This window comes from Fructilactobacillus sanfranciscensis DSM 20451 (genome assembly GCF_001436035.1).
GTDB classification, from domain to species: Bacteria; Bacillota; Bacilli; order Lactobacillales; family Lactobacillaceae; genus Fructilactobacillus; species Fructilactobacillus sanfranciscensis.
This window is the reverse complement of record NZ_AYYM01000006.1, coordinates 39,929-54,949: the sequence shown is the minus strand read 5'-3', so window position 1 is coordinate 54,949 and position 15,021 is coordinate 39,929. Positions and strand designations below refer to the sequence as shown.

The following is a 15,021-nucleotide window of genomic DNA, read 5'->3' as shown; positions in this document are numbered from 1 at the left end:
TTCTAATGAGATTAAGAGCGTTTATCAAGGTCAAAATATGGGATTAAGAGTTTTAGAAGTACGTCATTCTAATGAGATTAAGAGCAGATATACTCCATTGTGTTATACTGGTAAATGAATATAAAAACTAAACAAAAGGTGGAGAATGCATGTTTGAGAGTTATAAGAGAGTTTTGACAAACCTACCAGAATATTCTAAGAACATTTTTCGTAAGGGATATTTTAAATGGCTATTGGGTCAAGTAAAAGGTTGGAGTAAGATTAGTTATGCTTTATTAGTAGTAAACTTTATTTTACAAGTTTATATTTTAACAACCACTCTTATAGGTAGCCCTTCTCCAGAATTATTATGGGGAGCAATTTTTGGATTTATTGGCTCTAACTTAGCAGTATTGACAGTTTGTGGCATTAGTAATTTAAGTCCTATCCAGGGATGGGCTGCGGCATGCTCAGCAGTGTTTATTATCTTATCTGCTGCTATTGCACACAATTATGCTAATATTGTAGAACAATTGGTTTACTTTTTTGCACTAGATTTATTCTGTATCTTAGACCCCCAGTGGAATGAAGACATCCATGTAGAATCTTTCAAGTCTTGGTTAGACTGGATTAAGTATATTATTTTCTTTGTAGTTGCATGGGGAATTGTTTATTATTTATTTGGTTTAACTGACGACCCTAGTTTATTCTGGGATTCCCTCACCTTAGCACTTGCTCTTACAGGTTCTTTACTAGAATTAAACTTAAAGAAAGAACAATATGTAGTGTGGATATTAGGTAACATTACAGCAATATTTTTATGGTTTTCTTCATTCCAACTCGGAACAGCTAGTCCAGCATTATTTGTAACTTATATGATTTTCTTTATTAATAGTTTACAAGGTGCTTATAACTGGAATAAACTTAGTCATAAATCTAAATGATTAATCACACAATGAAGGAGGAATTTACATTTATGAATAATGAAAAACAAAACAGCTCAAGTTTAATTTCACGTTTAGAAAATTTTAAAATTGATGGTTTCGGTTTAGTTTTCTACGCTATTATTGGAATTATCTTTGTAGCTGCTGTTTTAATTCACGCTTTGCCTAATGATATTTTAGGAGCTTTATTTACCATGGTTGTCCTTGGTAATGTTTGCTACTTCCTAGGTTCAAAGCTTCCAATCTTTAGAAGTTATCTTGGTGGTGGTGCATTCTTTGCTTTAATGGCACCAGCTACTTTAGTATTTTTCCATCTCATTCCAACTTATGTTGTTAGTGATGTACATACATTCTTATCAACTGATAACTTCCTTAACTTTTATATTGTTGCCTTGATTACCAGTGCTATTTTTGGTATGAATCGTGACATGTTATTAAAGGCTGCAGTTCGTTTCTTACCAGTTGCAATTATTTCAGCTGCCATCGCGTTTGTAGCCGTTGGTTTAGTTTCAATGTTGATTGGTAAAGGTTTCAGCTATGGTGCGTTATACGTTGCTTTCCCAGCTATGGGTGGTGGTGTTGGTGCCGGTGCTGTGCCACTTTCAAAAATTTACGCTTCATCAATGCATGGGGCTGCTGCTGGATACTTCTCACATTTACTTCCAGCTGTAATCCTTGCTAATATCTTTGCTATTTTAGGCGCTAGTTGGGTAAGTAAACTCTTATCTAACAGTAAATACAATGGTCATGGTCAAATGCTCCCTGGTGAATTTAAAGCTTCTAAAACAGATGCATCAGCTTTTTCTTTCACTAAGTTAGGAGTAGGAATGGCCGTTGCTGGTACCATTTATCTAGTTGGTGAAATTCTTACCAAATTAGTTCCAATGGTTAACGACTTTGCCTTTATCATTATTTTAGTAATTGTTTTAAAAGCAACTGGTTTGATTCCTAAGTACTATGAAGAATCTGCTGTAACTTTTGGTCAATCAGTAACTAAGACATGTACTCATGCCTTACTTGCTGGAATGGGACTTGCTATGGTTGATTTAAACGTTTTGACTAGTTCAATTACTTGGCAATTAGTTTTATTAGTGCTTGTAAGTATCGTTGCAATTAGTACTTCAGCATTCTTCTTAGGTAAGTTATTTGGACTATATCCAGTTGAAGCTGCGATTACTGCTGGATTCATTGATAACTCAATGGGTGGAACTGGTAACGTTTCCGTTTTAGCTGCTTGTGATCGGATGCAATTAATTGCGTTTGCTCAAATGGGTAACCGTTTATGTGGTGCCATTACATTAGTTGTATCTGGTTTCTACATTGCTTTCTTTGGCTAAAATTTAAAATAAATTAAAAAATTAAAATTCTAGGATATCGGTCATTATGGCTGATTTTCCTAGAATTTTTTGGTTTTTTAGCTAATAAAAGAGTGTTTCAATTGTTACACGATATTTTGATTATGTTACATCATTACATAAATGACGTTTTCTTTAATCTTAACGTAATGTTTATGCAACATATTACCTTTAGCATTGTATTTGTTAACTGAAAGAAGTTAAGACAATATGTCATTACTATTTATCGAAAAATAAAGGAGTTTTCTATTTATGAAGAAAAGAAACATGATTAAGTCAATCGCAACTTTTACTGCTGTATCTGCTGGGGTTTTATTCGCCGGTGCAAACAGTGCTAACGCCTCAACTCGCGTAACAGTTAAATCAGGTGACACTATCTCAGAACTTGCTAAAACTTACAACGTTTCAATGCAAAGTATCAAGGATGTAAACAACATCCAAGATATTAACAAAATTTATGTTGGTGAAGTTTTTGATATCGATAACGGTGATGTTCAAGTTGTTGCACCAGCTACTACTGATACACAAGCAGCTGCAACTCCTTCTGTAACAGCACCAGTTCAACAAGCTACTGCACCAGCAGCCCAAGCACCTGTACAACAAAGTGCTCCAGCTACTAGTTCAGTAAGTGGTAGCAATGCTGCTGCCAAAGAATGGATTGCACAACGTGAATCAAGTGGTTTATACTCAGCACAAAATGGTCGTTACATTGGACGTTACCAATTAGATGCTAGTTACCTTGGTGGTGACAACAGTCCAGCTAACCAAGAACGAGTTGCTGATAACTATGTAACTTCACGTTACGGTTCATGGTCAGGTGCTCAATCATTCTGGCAATCACATGGTTGGTACTAAAATTAACTTATTAAAATAAAGTAAACAAAAAAGGAATTCCAATTGGAATTCCTTTTTTGTATTTAAAATTATTAATTATTATTAATGCTAAATTGTTCAGATCCCAAATTAGTACCATCAATACTTGAAGATTCATTGATACTGTTAATGCTAATTCCTTCACTAGCATTAATTTTAATTGGATCTTTTTGATTATCTAATTCATAAACCACACTGTTTTTGGCAGAATCACCTTCAGCAAGGTTTTTATCAGGATTTGAATCAAGACGATCGTCAGTAAAACTAACTTTTTTAAGCGATTTACCTTTTTGGGTTATTTTAAAGGTATTATTCCAAGCAGTTAGTGGCGTAATAATTTTGTTTGATTTGTTAGTGGTTTTATACATGAAGACCACTAAAGGTTGACTATATTCTTGTGTATCTTTAATTGTTTTGACCCCAGTAATTTTAATTGTTTTATCATTTAATGTTGCTACATTATTTTTAAATGATGATCTAGTAGGAGCTTTGACTTGTTTAGTAGTTTGTTTTTTATCATTACTTGATTTTTTGTATTGACCATCTAATGATGAACAACTTGCTAAAGTCAAAGAACTAAGAATAACAATGCTACTGACTAAAAGTTTTTTCATCTTATTATCTCCTTTAAACATACTATTTATATTGTACCGTAAACTATCAAATTAACCAATCGGATTAGATTTACCTTGCATAATTATAATAATTAAATTTTAATTATTATAAAGTAACTCAGTCCTGCAAGGTTAAGTTTTGCAAGACCTTTTAATTTAGGAGGAGAGATATATGAAAGTATCAGTTGTAGGTTCATCACACGGTGGTTTTGAAACTGTAAGAGGAGTATTACACGATTTTCCCAATGCTGAGATTGATTGGTATGAAAAGGGCGATTTTGTTTCTTTATTATCATGTGGAATTGAATTGTATCTTCAAGGAGTCGTTAAGGATGTTAATTCCGTTAGTTATGCAACGATTGGTGGAATGGAAGCAAAGGGCGTTCATGTTCATATTAATTCTGAAGTGACTAGCATTGACCCAGAACAACATTCAATTAAGGTTGTTGATGTTAATAACGGTGAAGAAACTGAAAGTAAACATGATAAGTTAGTTCTTTCGTTAGGAGCGGTTCCTTTTGAACTACCTGTGCCAGGAAAAGATTTAAAGAATATTTATGCTATGCGTGGACGTGACTGGGCAATTCTTTTAAAGAAAGCTGAAGTTGACCCTGATATTAATAATGTCTCAGTCATTGGTTCAGGTTATATTGGAATTGAAGCTGCAGGAATTCGTCCAGCAACTGAATGGTTGAAAGATACTGTTAAACTTGATAGCCAAGGCTTAATTATGACTGATGAATATCAAGAAACTAGTCAACCAGATATTTTTGCCGTTGGTGATGCCACTAAAATTGAGTTTGCCCCAACTGGAACCAAAAAATTAATTGCGCTTGCACCAAATGCTCGTCGACAAGGTCGTTCAGCTGCTTATAATTTAAATGAAAAACGTCGCAAAACAACTGCTGTCTCTGGATCATCTGCACTTCATGTCTATAATTACAAGTTTGCTTCAACTGGATTAAAAGATGTTACCGCTAAAAAAATGGGTATTGACGTTGAATCAGTATTTTTAACTGATGATAAAGTACCAGCTTCAAACAATGCAAAAGTATACTTCAAATTAACTTTTGATCCGCGTACTCGTGAAGTTTTAGGGGCTCAAATTATGTCTAAACAAGATGTAACGGCTAATATCAATGCAATTTCGCTAGCAATCCAAAAACACATGACAGTTGATGAATTGGCTTATGCTGATTTCTTCTTCCAACCAGGCTTTGACCGTCCTTGGAACGTTATGAATATTGCAGCACAAAAAGCACAAGATAAATTAAATAAATAATTTTTAAATCCTATCAATTTTAGTTGATAGGATTTTTTTGGATAAAATCTTAACAAAAGTAGCTTAATTTTATAAAATTTTGTCATTTTATTGATATTTTCTCAAATTACTATTATCATTGTAAATAAAATAAAACATATATTTTAAAAGTGTAGACAATTAAGGGAGTTTCAAATATGCCAAAATTAAATGCCAGACTTAGTGAGACGTATAATCATACTCTCGCCCAAATCACTCCAGCGCGTATTCGTTCGTTTTCTTTGAAAATAAGCGATGTTCCTGATTTAATCAGTTTAAATGTTGGAGAGCCTGGGTTCAATACGCCAGAACACATTAAAAAAGCTGCCATTGAAAGCATTAAAGAAAACAAGTCACACTATTCTCCTCAACCAGGTTGGATGGAGTTGCGTGAAACAATTAGTCGTTACGTAAAAAAACGTCTTAATCTTGATTATGATGCTGCTACAGAGGTTGTGGTTACTGATGGGGCAACGGAAGCTCTATCCAGTACTTTTTTAGCAACAATTAATGATGGTGATAAAGTAATTGTTCCAATGCCTGCTTATCCAGCTTATGTTTCAGTAATTGAAATGGCACATGGTGAGGTAGTTTCAATTGATACCTCTGCAGATGCATTTAAATTAACGGCAGAAAAGCTCGAAGAAACTTTAAAAGCTAACCCAGATGCTAAGTCAATTATTTTAAATTACCCAACTAATCCAACTGGGGTTGAATACACTGAAGATGAAATTAAGGCTTTAGCTAAAGTTTTAGACGAATATGGTTTGTTAGTAATTTCTGATGAAATATACGCTGAATTAACTTATGAAATGCCACACACTTCTATTGCACAATATTTACCTGAAAGTACGATTTTAATTAATGGTGTTTCAAAATCTCATGCCATGACTGGGTGGCGCTTAGGGTATATTACAGGACCAGCTGAAGTAATCAAAAATGTTAACAAGGTTCATGGATATTTAGTTACATCACCATCTAATCCAGCCCAGTATGCTGCACTAGAGGCCTTAGACAATGGTTATGATGATTCTAAACCAATGCTTGTTAAATATCGTGAGCGTCGTGATTTAGTAACTGAAGCACTTCGTAAAGTTGGCTTCGATGTAATTAGTCCTGATGGTGCTTTTTATATCTTTGCTAAGATGCCAAATAAGTTCAATGAAACTTCAGAAGAGTTTGCTTTAAGACTTGCTCGTGAAGCTCATGTCGGAGTTACACCAGGAGATGCTTTTGGCGAAAGTGGTCAAGGGTATGTTCGAATTTCTTATGCAGCTGACTTAGATAACATTAAGGAAGCTATGAAACGAATTACAAAATTTGTTAATGAAAATTAAATTTTAAAAAGTCTATGAGAAATCATAGGCTTTTGTAACTTTAGGTTAAGTTATGGTTAATGACCTTTGCGAATGCTAGATAAAACGATACACTTATACTATAAAAACAAATAAATTGGAGCGATAAAATGAACGTTGGAATTGATAAGATAGGATTTTTTACTCCTAATTACTATGTTGATATGGTTGATTTAGCAAATGCTAGAAATGAAAATCCTAATAAATATTTAATTGGAATTGGACAAACGGAACAAGCAGTAATTCCAAATACCCAGGACACAGTTACCATGGCTGCTAATGCTGCTTTACAAGTAATCGATGATAGTAATCGTGATAAAATTAGTTTAATTATTTTAGGTACAGAGACTGGAATTGATAATTCTAAGTCGGGGGCTATTTATTTACAAAATTTATTAGGGCTAAGTCGTCATGCACGAGCTTTTGAAATCAAGCAAGCGTGTTATGGAGCAACTGCTGGAATTCAAATGGCCAAAGAGTTTGTAAATCTTCATCCAAATCAACAAGCACTTGTGGTCGGAGCTGATGTAGCGCGTTATGGAGTTAGAACCGCTGGGGAAGTAACTCAAGGTGGAGGAGCAGTGGCAATGACGATTGCAGCTGACTCAACAATTCTTAAACTAAGCAAAAATAGCAGTGTATATTCAGATGATATTATGGATTTTTGGCGTCCTTTGAATCGAACTGAGGCCTTGGTTGATGGTCATTATTCGAATGATATTTACCAACAATTTTTTGTAAAGACGATTCATGATTATTTGCAAACTAATGACATGAATTTGACTGATTTAAGTGCTTTAGTATTCCATCTTCCATACACAAAGATGGGTCTTAAAGGGTTACGTGAAATTTTGCCTGAACTTTCTGAAACTGATCAAAAGCACTTCTTAAGTGAGTTTGAGGCTAGTCGTGTTTATAACAAACGAGTTGGTAATTTATATACTGGCTCGTTGTATCTCAGTTTGTTATCTCTATTGGATAATTCTGATGATTTGCATGCTGGAGATCAAATTGGAATCTTTAGTTATGGTTCAGGGGCCCAAGGTGAATTTTACACTGGTACTTTACAACCAGGATTTAAAAACAGCCAACGAAAAAAACAAATTAATGAAATACTTAATCAAAGAACTCGTTTAACAGTTCCAGAATATGAAACGATGTTTGCACAATGGCCTAAACTAGACGCTGGTGATTATCACCTTGATGATCTTAAAGATCATTCTCAATTTACTTTTACTGGAGTTAACGAAAGTAAACGTCAATATCAAACAAAAGCTTGACATTTATGACCATTGAGTTAAAGTTGATTTAACAAGAAATCTTTAATGACGGTACAGAGAGACTGCAAGATTTTAGCCGAAGCTTTAATACTGTAAAATTAGACTAAAGGACTAACGTCACTGACGTTAGTCCTTTTTGCATAACAGGGGGAATTAAGTTGAGTAAAGAAAAAGATATTGTTTTAGATATTCACGAACGACCAAGTGGGATTAAATGGATTGGGCTATCTTTACAACATATGTTTTCGATGTTTGGTAGTACCGTAATCGTTCCGTTACTAGTTGGATTGAGTCCTAGTATTGCCTTATTTGCATCTGGGATTGGTACGTTATTACATATTTTAATTACAAAGGGTAAAATTCCCGCTTACATGGGATCAAGTTTTGCTTTTATTACACCGATGTTAGCTCTAATGAAGACCACTGGGATTTCTGGAGTACAACAAGGAGTGATTGCAGTTGGGGTTGTTTACTTAATCGTTGCCATGCTGGTTTGGATGCTTGGAACTAATTGGATTGATAAATTACTTCCACCAATTGTGGTCGGCCCAACCGTGGTCGTAATTGGTCTTTCACTTGCCGGAGCCGCTGCTAAAGATGCTATGATGACTGCAAGTGGACACTATAGTTTGACGTATTTCATGATTGCTTTAGCAACCTTATTCTTAGCAGTTTTCTTTAATATGAAATTAAAGGGATTTTTAGGAATGATTCCTGTTCTATTAGCAATTATTTGTGGTTATTTAATCGCAATGGCTTGTGGCTTGGTTGATTTACATGCAATTGCCTCTGCTCCATGGTTCAAAGTTCCAGATTTTCAATTTCTTGGGACTGAAAAAGGATTCCACTTTGACTGGAAAGCAATCTTAATCATGGCACCAATTGCCTTTGTTACAATGACAGAACACATGGGTCATTTAATGGTTTTAGGTGAATTAACTCACCGAAACTTTTTTAAGGATCCAGGCCTAAATCGTACTTTAGCTGGAGATGGAGCTGCTTCATTGATGGCCGGTTTAATTGGTGGTCCAGCAGTAACTAGTTACGGTGAAAATATTGGGGTAATGGCAATTACTAAAGTTTATAGTGTGTATGTAATTGTGGGAGCTGCCATTTTTGCGATGATTTTCGCTTTTGTGAATAAATTAAACGTTTTAATTATGCAAATGCCATTGCCTGTAATTGGGGGAATTAGTTTCTTACTATTTGGAACAATTGCTTCAAGTGGGATTAAAGTAATGGTTGATGATCATCTTGATATGAATAAGAAACGTAATTTGATGATTGCTTCTGTTGTCCTTGTTATTGGAGTCGGAAATGCTTATCTTCAATTAGGTAATTTCCAATTTACTGGAGTTGCTTTGGCAACGGTGATTGGAATTGTCTTGAACTTAATTCTTCCTGATGAAGATGGAGACAAAGTTTCTCCTGAAAAATAAGCTATCGAAGCCGATACAACTGATACTCTATAAAAACTAAATGAAAGGACTGATTTAAAAATCAGTCCTTTTTTTGATTGGTTTTAGTCAATTTGTGGAAAAAAAGTAAGTGTTTGGCTATAATTAAACTATTTGATAAATCAAAATAAGCAAACAGGAGAGTTAAAATGTGGGATATTGTCATTTCAGCATTACCTAAATTATTAGAAGCAATGGTTAAGTATACAATCCCGTTAACCTTACTTTCTTTTACATTTGGAATTATAATTGCTGTAATTGTAGCGTTAATTAAATTTTTGAATCCAAAGGTTAGTGGAATAGTTTCAATTTTATGGAAACTTCTACGATTACTTGCGAGTTTTTATGTCTGGGTTTTTCGTTCGACACCGTTGTTAGTTCAATTATTTATTATCTTTTTTGGTCTTCCAGCAATTGGGGTTAAATTGCCAGCTTTCACTGCAGCTGTGATTGGTTTTTCATTGAATACTGGGGCTTATGCTTCTGAAACCATTCGTTCAGCTTTGTTATCAGTTAATAAAGATCAGTGGGATGCTGCATATACTTTGGGATTTAGTACCCCCAAAACACTATGGAAAATTATAATGCCTCAAGCATTTCGAATTGTTTTGCCACCTTTATCAAACGAATTTATTGGTTTGGTTAAAGATACATCATTAGCTAGTACCATTACGATTGCTGAAATGTTTCAGATTATTCAGCAGTATGCAGCACAAAATTATGAACCACTTTTAATGTATGTTGAAGTTGCTGCTTTATATGCAATGCTATGTACAATTTTAAGCGTCTTACAACGCTACTTAGAAAAGAAGTCTTCTAGATATATGAAAGGGGACAAGAACTAATGTTAAAAATTAATGAAATTAAAAAAAGTTTTGGTAAAAAAGCGGTTCTCAAAGGAATTTCAGCTAAATTTCCACAAGGAAAAACAACTGTGATTGTTGGACCATCAGGATCAGGGAAGACTACGCTTTTACGTTCTTTAGATATGTTAGTGACGCCTGATTCGGGAACTTTAGATTTTGATGATTTACATTTGGATTTTGCTAAGCCAATTTCGAACAAAGAAAATAAAGAGCTTCGGGATAAAACTAGCATGGTATTTCAAAATTGGAATTTGTTTCCTAATTTAACTATTTTAAAAAACATTACAGCATCGCCTATTTTTGTGCATCACGTCGCTAAAGAGCAAGCCGAAACAAATGCGCATAATCTATTAAAAGAAGTTGGACTAGACGAATATGCGGATGCATATCCTGATGAGTTATCTGGTGGACAACAACAACGTATTTCAATTTGTCGTGCTTTAGCTGTTAAACCAGAATATATTTTACTTGATGAACCAACTAGTGCATTGGATCCAGAAAGTGAAATGATGATTTTAAAAATGTTGGAAAGATTAGCCAAAGAAGGCCAATCGATGATTATGGTTACTCACAACATGCAATTTGCAAAAGATGCCGCAGATAAAATTTTGCTTGTTGAGAATGGTGAAGTTGAGTTTGATGGTGCAAAAGATGCCTTCTTTAGTCAATCATCAATTCGAGTAAAAGAATTTTTACAAGGAATTTCATTGAAATAAGAAAAAAGACTGGAAAATTTTTCCAGTCTTTTTTATATGAAAGCAATAATTGAAATAATGAAAAATGAAAGTAAACTCCAAGTTATTTTTTCTTGACGCATAAAAATTTGAATTCCGTAAGAGAGAAGGACTAAAGCAATTAGTAAGATATCTTTATTAATTGGAAAGTTAGCTAAAATCAAACCAGAAAAACAAATTATACAAATAACATTAATTGCATCTGCTAGCTCATCTTTGAAAACTAAATTATAAAATAAGAAGTACAAGGTTACCAGGATACCAACATTTAAAACAGTTGACTGTTCCAAATATTGACGACTCATATAGTTAATAGCAGTAACGGGAATAATTGCATTTGTAAGCGAAAAACAAAATAAGCCGTAATAATTTTTAATTTGCATTTTGGGGATTCTAATAAGAATATTAACAATTCCAATTAGAATTGTAGAAATTATTAAAATAAATGGAAATTCACTGGTAACTGATAGCAAAATCGGAATAATACTTAAAACTAAGGTATAGACTCCATTTTGTTTGGTGACCATCAAATATGCTTCCGTGGCCCAACAAATTTCACAGATCATCAAATTAAAAGATTTATCAAATGAAGTAAACAAATGATGTTTAGCTGCTAAATTCCAAACTAAGATGGAGAAAAAGATAAATAAAATGCCTTGAATTATTTGAATGGTCCTTTTATGTGCGATTAAAAAATTTTTCATAAGACTACCTCACTGTTAGTATTAATAGTAGGTTACTTTGCATAATGATTCAACTACTTATTTTTAAATAGATATGATAGTATAAAAGAGTTATAAGTTTATTCCCGATAGGATTCACAATTGTGTGAAGAAGCCTTGTAACCAAAACAATTAGGGGGAAATCGAAATGTCAGAAAAACATTTATTTACTTCTGAATCAGTTTCAGAAGGACATCCAGATAAAATTGCTGATCATATTAGTGATGCAGTTTTGGATGCAATTTTAGCCAAAGACCCACATGCTCGAGTGGCTTGTGAAACATCAGTTGCCACTGGTTTAGTGTTAGTTTTTGGAGAAATTTCAACAACAGCTTACGTTAATATTCGTCAGATTGTGAAAGATACCATCAAAAAGATTGGTTATGACAATCCCGAATATGGATTTGATGCTAATAGTGTGGCTGTTTTAGTTTCAATTAATGAACAATCACCAGACATTGCTCAAGGAGTTAATGAATCCAATGAAACGAAAAACGGTGCTTCTGATCCGTTAGATCAAATTGGAGCCGGTGACCAAGGAATTATGTTTGGTTATGCCATTGATGAAACGCCAGAGTTAATGCCACTACCAATTTCCTTAGCTCATCATGTAATGCAAAAAATTGCTAAAGTTCGTAAAAGTGGGGAATTAACTTATTTACGTCCAGATGCAAAAACAGAAGTCACGGTGGAATATGATGAAAATAATCATCCGTTTCGGGTTGATACGGTTGTTTTGAGTACACAACACGATCCTGACGTTACGCAAGCTCAAATTAAAAAAGATGTGATTGAAAAGGTCATTAAAACTACAATTCCTGCTAAATATCTTGATGAAAATACCAAGTACTTAATTAATCCAACTGGTAAGTTTGTGATTGGTGGTCCAAATGGTGATGCAGGTTTAACTGGTCGTAAAATCATCGTTGATACGTATGGCGGTTCTGCTCATCATGGTGGTGGTGCTTTTTCTGGGAAAGATGCTACCAAAGTTGATCGTTCAGCAAGTTATGCAGCCCGTTATATTGCTAAAAACCTCGTTGCCGCGGGAATTGCGCATCGAATTGAAATTCAATTAGCATATGCAATCGGAGTGGCAGAACCAGTTTCTATCGAAGTGAATACTTTTGGAACATCTAAGTACAGTGATGATCAAATCATCAAAGCTATTAGACAAAACTTTGATTTACGTCCAGCTGGAATTATCAAAATGTTAGATTTACAGCGTCCAATTTATGAGCAAACATCAACTTATGGACACTTTGGAAGAACAGATATTGATCTTCCATGGGAACAAACAAATAAAGTAAAAGATTTAAAAGAATTTTTTAACGCTTAAAAAAAGCCGACCTTTCTGGTCGCTTTTTTATTTGCGAATAGGGGAAAGTATGATTAAAAAGAAAGCAACAAACGTAAAAATTGTGACAATTGCATTGTTTATTGCCACATTCATGAGTGCTGTTGAAGGGACAATTGTTTCAACGGCCATGCCAACGATTGTAGGTGATTTGCATGGAGTTTCGTTAATGAACTGGGTCTTCTCAATTTTCTTATTGACGAATGCAATTGCTACTCCCATTTATGGTAAGTTAGCAGATCAATTAGGTCGAAAAAAGGTCTTTATTTTTGGTCTTTTGGTGTTTACTTTAGGTTCAATGTTGTCTGGAATATCTAATTCCATGGAAACCTTGATTATTTGGCGAGCACTTCAAGGAATTGGTGCTGGAGTAATCATGCCAGTTTCGTTTACCATCGTTGCGGACATGTATCCATTTGAAAAGCGGGCTGAAGTAGTCGGTCTATTAGGATCAGCTTGGGGAATTGCATCAATTGTTGCACCTTTATTAGGAGGATTTATCGTTGATAATCTTTCTTGGCACTGGATCTTTTTTGTGAACGTACCAATTGGAATCGTGACTATAATTTTGATTGCATTTTTTTTAGTAGAACCAAAACAAGTTTGCCACAGTAAAATCGATTATGGTGGAGTTGGTTTAATTGCAGTTTTACTTTTATCAATTATGTATATGTTCCAGATTTTAGGGGAAACTCCATTGAACCTAATGATGATTGCTTTTTGTTTAATTGTTGCACTTGTTTCTGGTTTCTTATTCATTAAACAAGAACAACGAGTAGTAGATCCAATTATTCCATTAGATATGTTTAAAAACCGAACCTTTGTGACACAAAACTTAATTGCAGCATTAATCAGTGGTTTTATTTTTGCCTATGAAGTTTATCTTCCTGATTGGACTCAAGGAATTTTAGGCTTGAAAGCCACAATGGCCGGATTTGCTATCACACCAAGTTCGGTACTGTGGATGTTAGGTTCATTTTGGACCGGAAAATTATTAACGAAATATTCACCCCAATTAATTATGAATCTTAGTTTTATTTTTATTGGAATTGGATCAATCGTTTCAGTCTTTTTACCAATTTCAACGCCATTTGGGGCCTTCTTTTTGCTTTCTGGTTTAATGGGGATTGGTTTTGGAATTTGTATTACGACATCATCAGTGACGGTCCAAAATGAAGTTTCGCAAGATCGAATTGGGGTAGCTTCTTCATTTAATACATTAAGTCGAACTTTAGGGCAAACTTTAATGATTTCCGTTTTTGGAATTGTGATGAACAAATCAATGGCGGATGGGGTTATTAGTCATCCTCATACCAATATGAACTTAATGGATCAGTTAATTAACCCGCAAACAGCACAAAAGCTAAGTAGTGAAATTCTACCTAGCTTACGTGAGATTTTATATAATTCAATTCACAATGTCTTAGTTGTAGCACTTTTATTAGTCGTAGCTGCCTTTATTGTTAATTGTTTTGATCGAAAGAAGAATTAACGTTTTTGCAAAGCTAACAAAATTGGTGGTTCATGAATTTGATTAATGAATTGATACTGTAAGACGTTAAATTGATGTTGATCGATACTTTTCGCAAATTGTAAAACTTGCTCTTTTTCTTGTTTTCCACCTGGATGCCCATAATAAATTACCAAAATAATTATCCCATTTGGTTTTAATAATTTCATCATAGATTGGACCGATTTAAGTGTAGTTTGCGGCTTAGTAACAATCTTATGATCACCTTCAGGTAAATAGCCTAAGTTAAAGATAGATGCCGTGATCGGTGATTTTACATAATTTGTCAGATTTTCATGTCCATCATTAATTACGGTGGTTTGTTGTTCAACTTGATGTTGTTCTACTAATCTTTGGGTTAACTGAGTTGCTTGAGCTTGAATATCAAAACTATAAACGTGTCCGCGCTCACCAACTAGTTGAGCTAAGAATAGGGTATCGTTTCCTTTGCCAGCAGTGGCATCAACGACTACATCACCGGGTTTGACGATTTCTTTAAGTAGGGTATGACTAAAGTTTAATGCTGATTGTAATTTCAAAATTTTCACCATCCTTAATTTAATTATAACAGTAGTATTGACTTGTTTTTTTATAATAAATTTGGTAACCTTGCATTAACGAAATAAAAAAATTGTTGACGTGAATTAATAGGATTAACTAGCTTTCAGAAACCAA

14 protein-coding genes, 1 riboswitch and 1 other annotated feature (1 of these 16 running past the window's edge) are annotated in these 15,021 nt (G+C 34.2%); of the genes, 11 read left to right on the top strand and 3 right to left on the bottom strand.

Annotated elements, in window-relative coordinates; translation table 11 throughout:
- The first annotated feature begins 149 nt into the window (after positions 1-149).
- The 3 genes from pnuC to apf all read left to right on the top strand — a co-directional run bounded on the left by pnuC (position 150) and on the right by apf (position 3,133).
- Positions 150-923, top strand: coding sequence for a nicotinamide riboside transporter PnuC (pnuC, locus tag FD36_RS02990; protein ID WP_056957893.1), 774 nt, complete (start codon positions 150-152; stop codon positions 921-923).
- Positions 924-955: 32 nt separating this feature from the next.
- Positions 956-2,260 carry a 2-hydroxycarboxylate transporter family protein gene (locus FD36_RS02985; protein WP_056957891.1) on the top strand — a complete coding sequence of 435 codons (1,305 nt, stop codon included), beginning with the start codon at positions 956-958 and terminating at the stop codon, positions 2,258-2,260.
- A 270-nt stretch (positions 2,261-2,530) separates the two neighbouring features.
- A complete protein-coding gene (gene apf / locus FD36_RS02980) occupies positions 2,531-3,133 on the top strand; it encodes an aggregation-promoting factor (RefSeq protein WP_056957889.1) in 603 nt (200 codons plus the stop codon).
- Between the two features lie 71 nt (positions 3,134-3,204).
- On the opposite strand, the gene FD36_RS02975 is transcribed toward apf, so the two are convergent.
- Complete coding sequence (locus FD36_RS02975; RefSeq protein ID WP_056957887.1) at positions 3,205-3,765, bottom strand: DUF5067 domain-containing protein; 561 nt, start codon at positions 3,763-3,765, stop codon at positions 3,205-3,207.
- A gap of 172 nt (positions 3,766-3,937) precedes the next feature.
- On the opposite strand from FD36_RS02975, the gene FD36_RS02970 reads away from it, so the two are divergent.
- The 6 genes from FD36_RS02970 (at position 3,938) to FD36_RS02945 (ending at position 10,739) form a co-directional block, all read left to right on the top strand.
- Entirely contained in the window at positions 3,938-5,047 is a 1,110-nt protein-coding gene (locus tag FD36_RS02970) for an FAD-dependent oxidoreductase (protein WP_056957885.1), read from the top strand.
- A 176-nt stretch (positions 5,048-5,223) separates the two neighbouring features.
- On the top strand, positions 5,224-6,402 hold the full coding sequence (locus FD36_RS02965; RefSeq protein WP_056957883.1) for an aminotransferase class I/II-fold pyridoxal phosphate-dependent enzyme: 1,179 nt from the start codon (positions 5,224-5,226) through the stop codon (positions 6,400-6,402).
- A gap of 128 nt (positions 6,403-6,530) precedes the next feature.
- Entirely contained in the window at positions 6,531-7,700 is a 1,170-nt protein-coding gene (locus FD36_RS02960; protein ID WP_014082120.1) for a hydroxymethylglutaryl-CoA synthase, read from the top strand.
- Positions 7,701-7,858: 158 nt separating this feature from the next.
- Complete coding sequence (locus tag FD36_RS02955; RefSeq protein ID WP_041817827.1) at positions 7,859-9,139, top strand: uracil-xanthine permease family protein; 1,281 nt, start codon at positions 7,859-7,861, stop codon at positions 9,137-9,139.
- Between the two features lie 167 nt (positions 9,140-9,306).
- Entirely contained in the window at positions 9,307-10,002 is a 696-nt protein-coding gene (locus tag FD36_RS02950; RefSeq protein ID WP_056957881.1) for an amino acid ABC transporter permease, read from the top strand.
- A complete protein-coding gene (locus tag FD36_RS02945; protein WP_056957880.1) occupies positions 10,002-10,739 on the top strand; it encodes an amino acid ABC transporter ATP-binding protein in 738 nt (245 codons plus the stop codon). Before FD36_RS02950 ends, FD36_RS02945 begins: the two co-directional genes overlap by 1 nt.
- A 32-nt stretch (positions 10,740-10,771) precedes the next feature.
- On the opposite strand, the gene FD36_RS02940 is transcribed toward FD36_RS02945, so the two are convergent.
- The gene (locus FD36_RS02940; protein ID WP_056957878.1) at positions 10,772-11,461 is read right to left on the bottom strand and encodes a hypothetical protein; all 690 of its coding nucleotides are present in this window, start codon (positions 11,459-11,461) and stop codon (positions 10,772-10,774) included.
- Positions 11,462-11,546: 85 nt separating this feature from the next.
- Positions 11,547-11,630: riboswitch (SMK box riboswitch) on the top strand.
- On the opposite strand from FD36_RS02940, the gene metK reads away from it, so the two are divergent.
- Both metK and FD36_RS02930 read left to right on the top strand, forming a co-directional pair.
- A complete protein-coding gene (gene metK / locus FD36_RS02935) occupies positions 11,628-12,818 on the top strand; it encodes a methionine adenosyltransferase (RefSeq protein ID WP_056957877.1) in 1,191 nt (396 codons plus the stop codon). It overlaps the preceding riboswitch by 3 nt.
- 49 nt (positions 12,819-12,867) lie before the next feature.
- Entirely contained in the window at positions 12,868-14,328 is a 1,461-nt protein-coding gene (locus tag FD36_RS02930) for an MDR family MFS transporter (RefSeq protein ID WP_056957875.1), read from the top strand.
- Here FD36_RS02930 and mnmM read toward each other — a convergent pair.
- Positions 14,325-14,885, bottom strand: coding sequence for a tRNA 5-(aminomethyl)-2-thiouridylate-methyltransferase MnmM (gene mnmM / locus FD36_RS02925; protein WP_225361304.1), 561 nt, complete (start codon positions 14,883-14,885; stop codon positions 14,325-14,327). The genes FD36_RS02930 and mnmM overlap by 4 nt on opposite strands.
- A gap of 86 nt (positions 14,886-14,971) precedes the next feature.
- Positions 14,972-15,021 (top strand) — a binding site (T-box leader) (it continues 155 nt past the right edge of the window).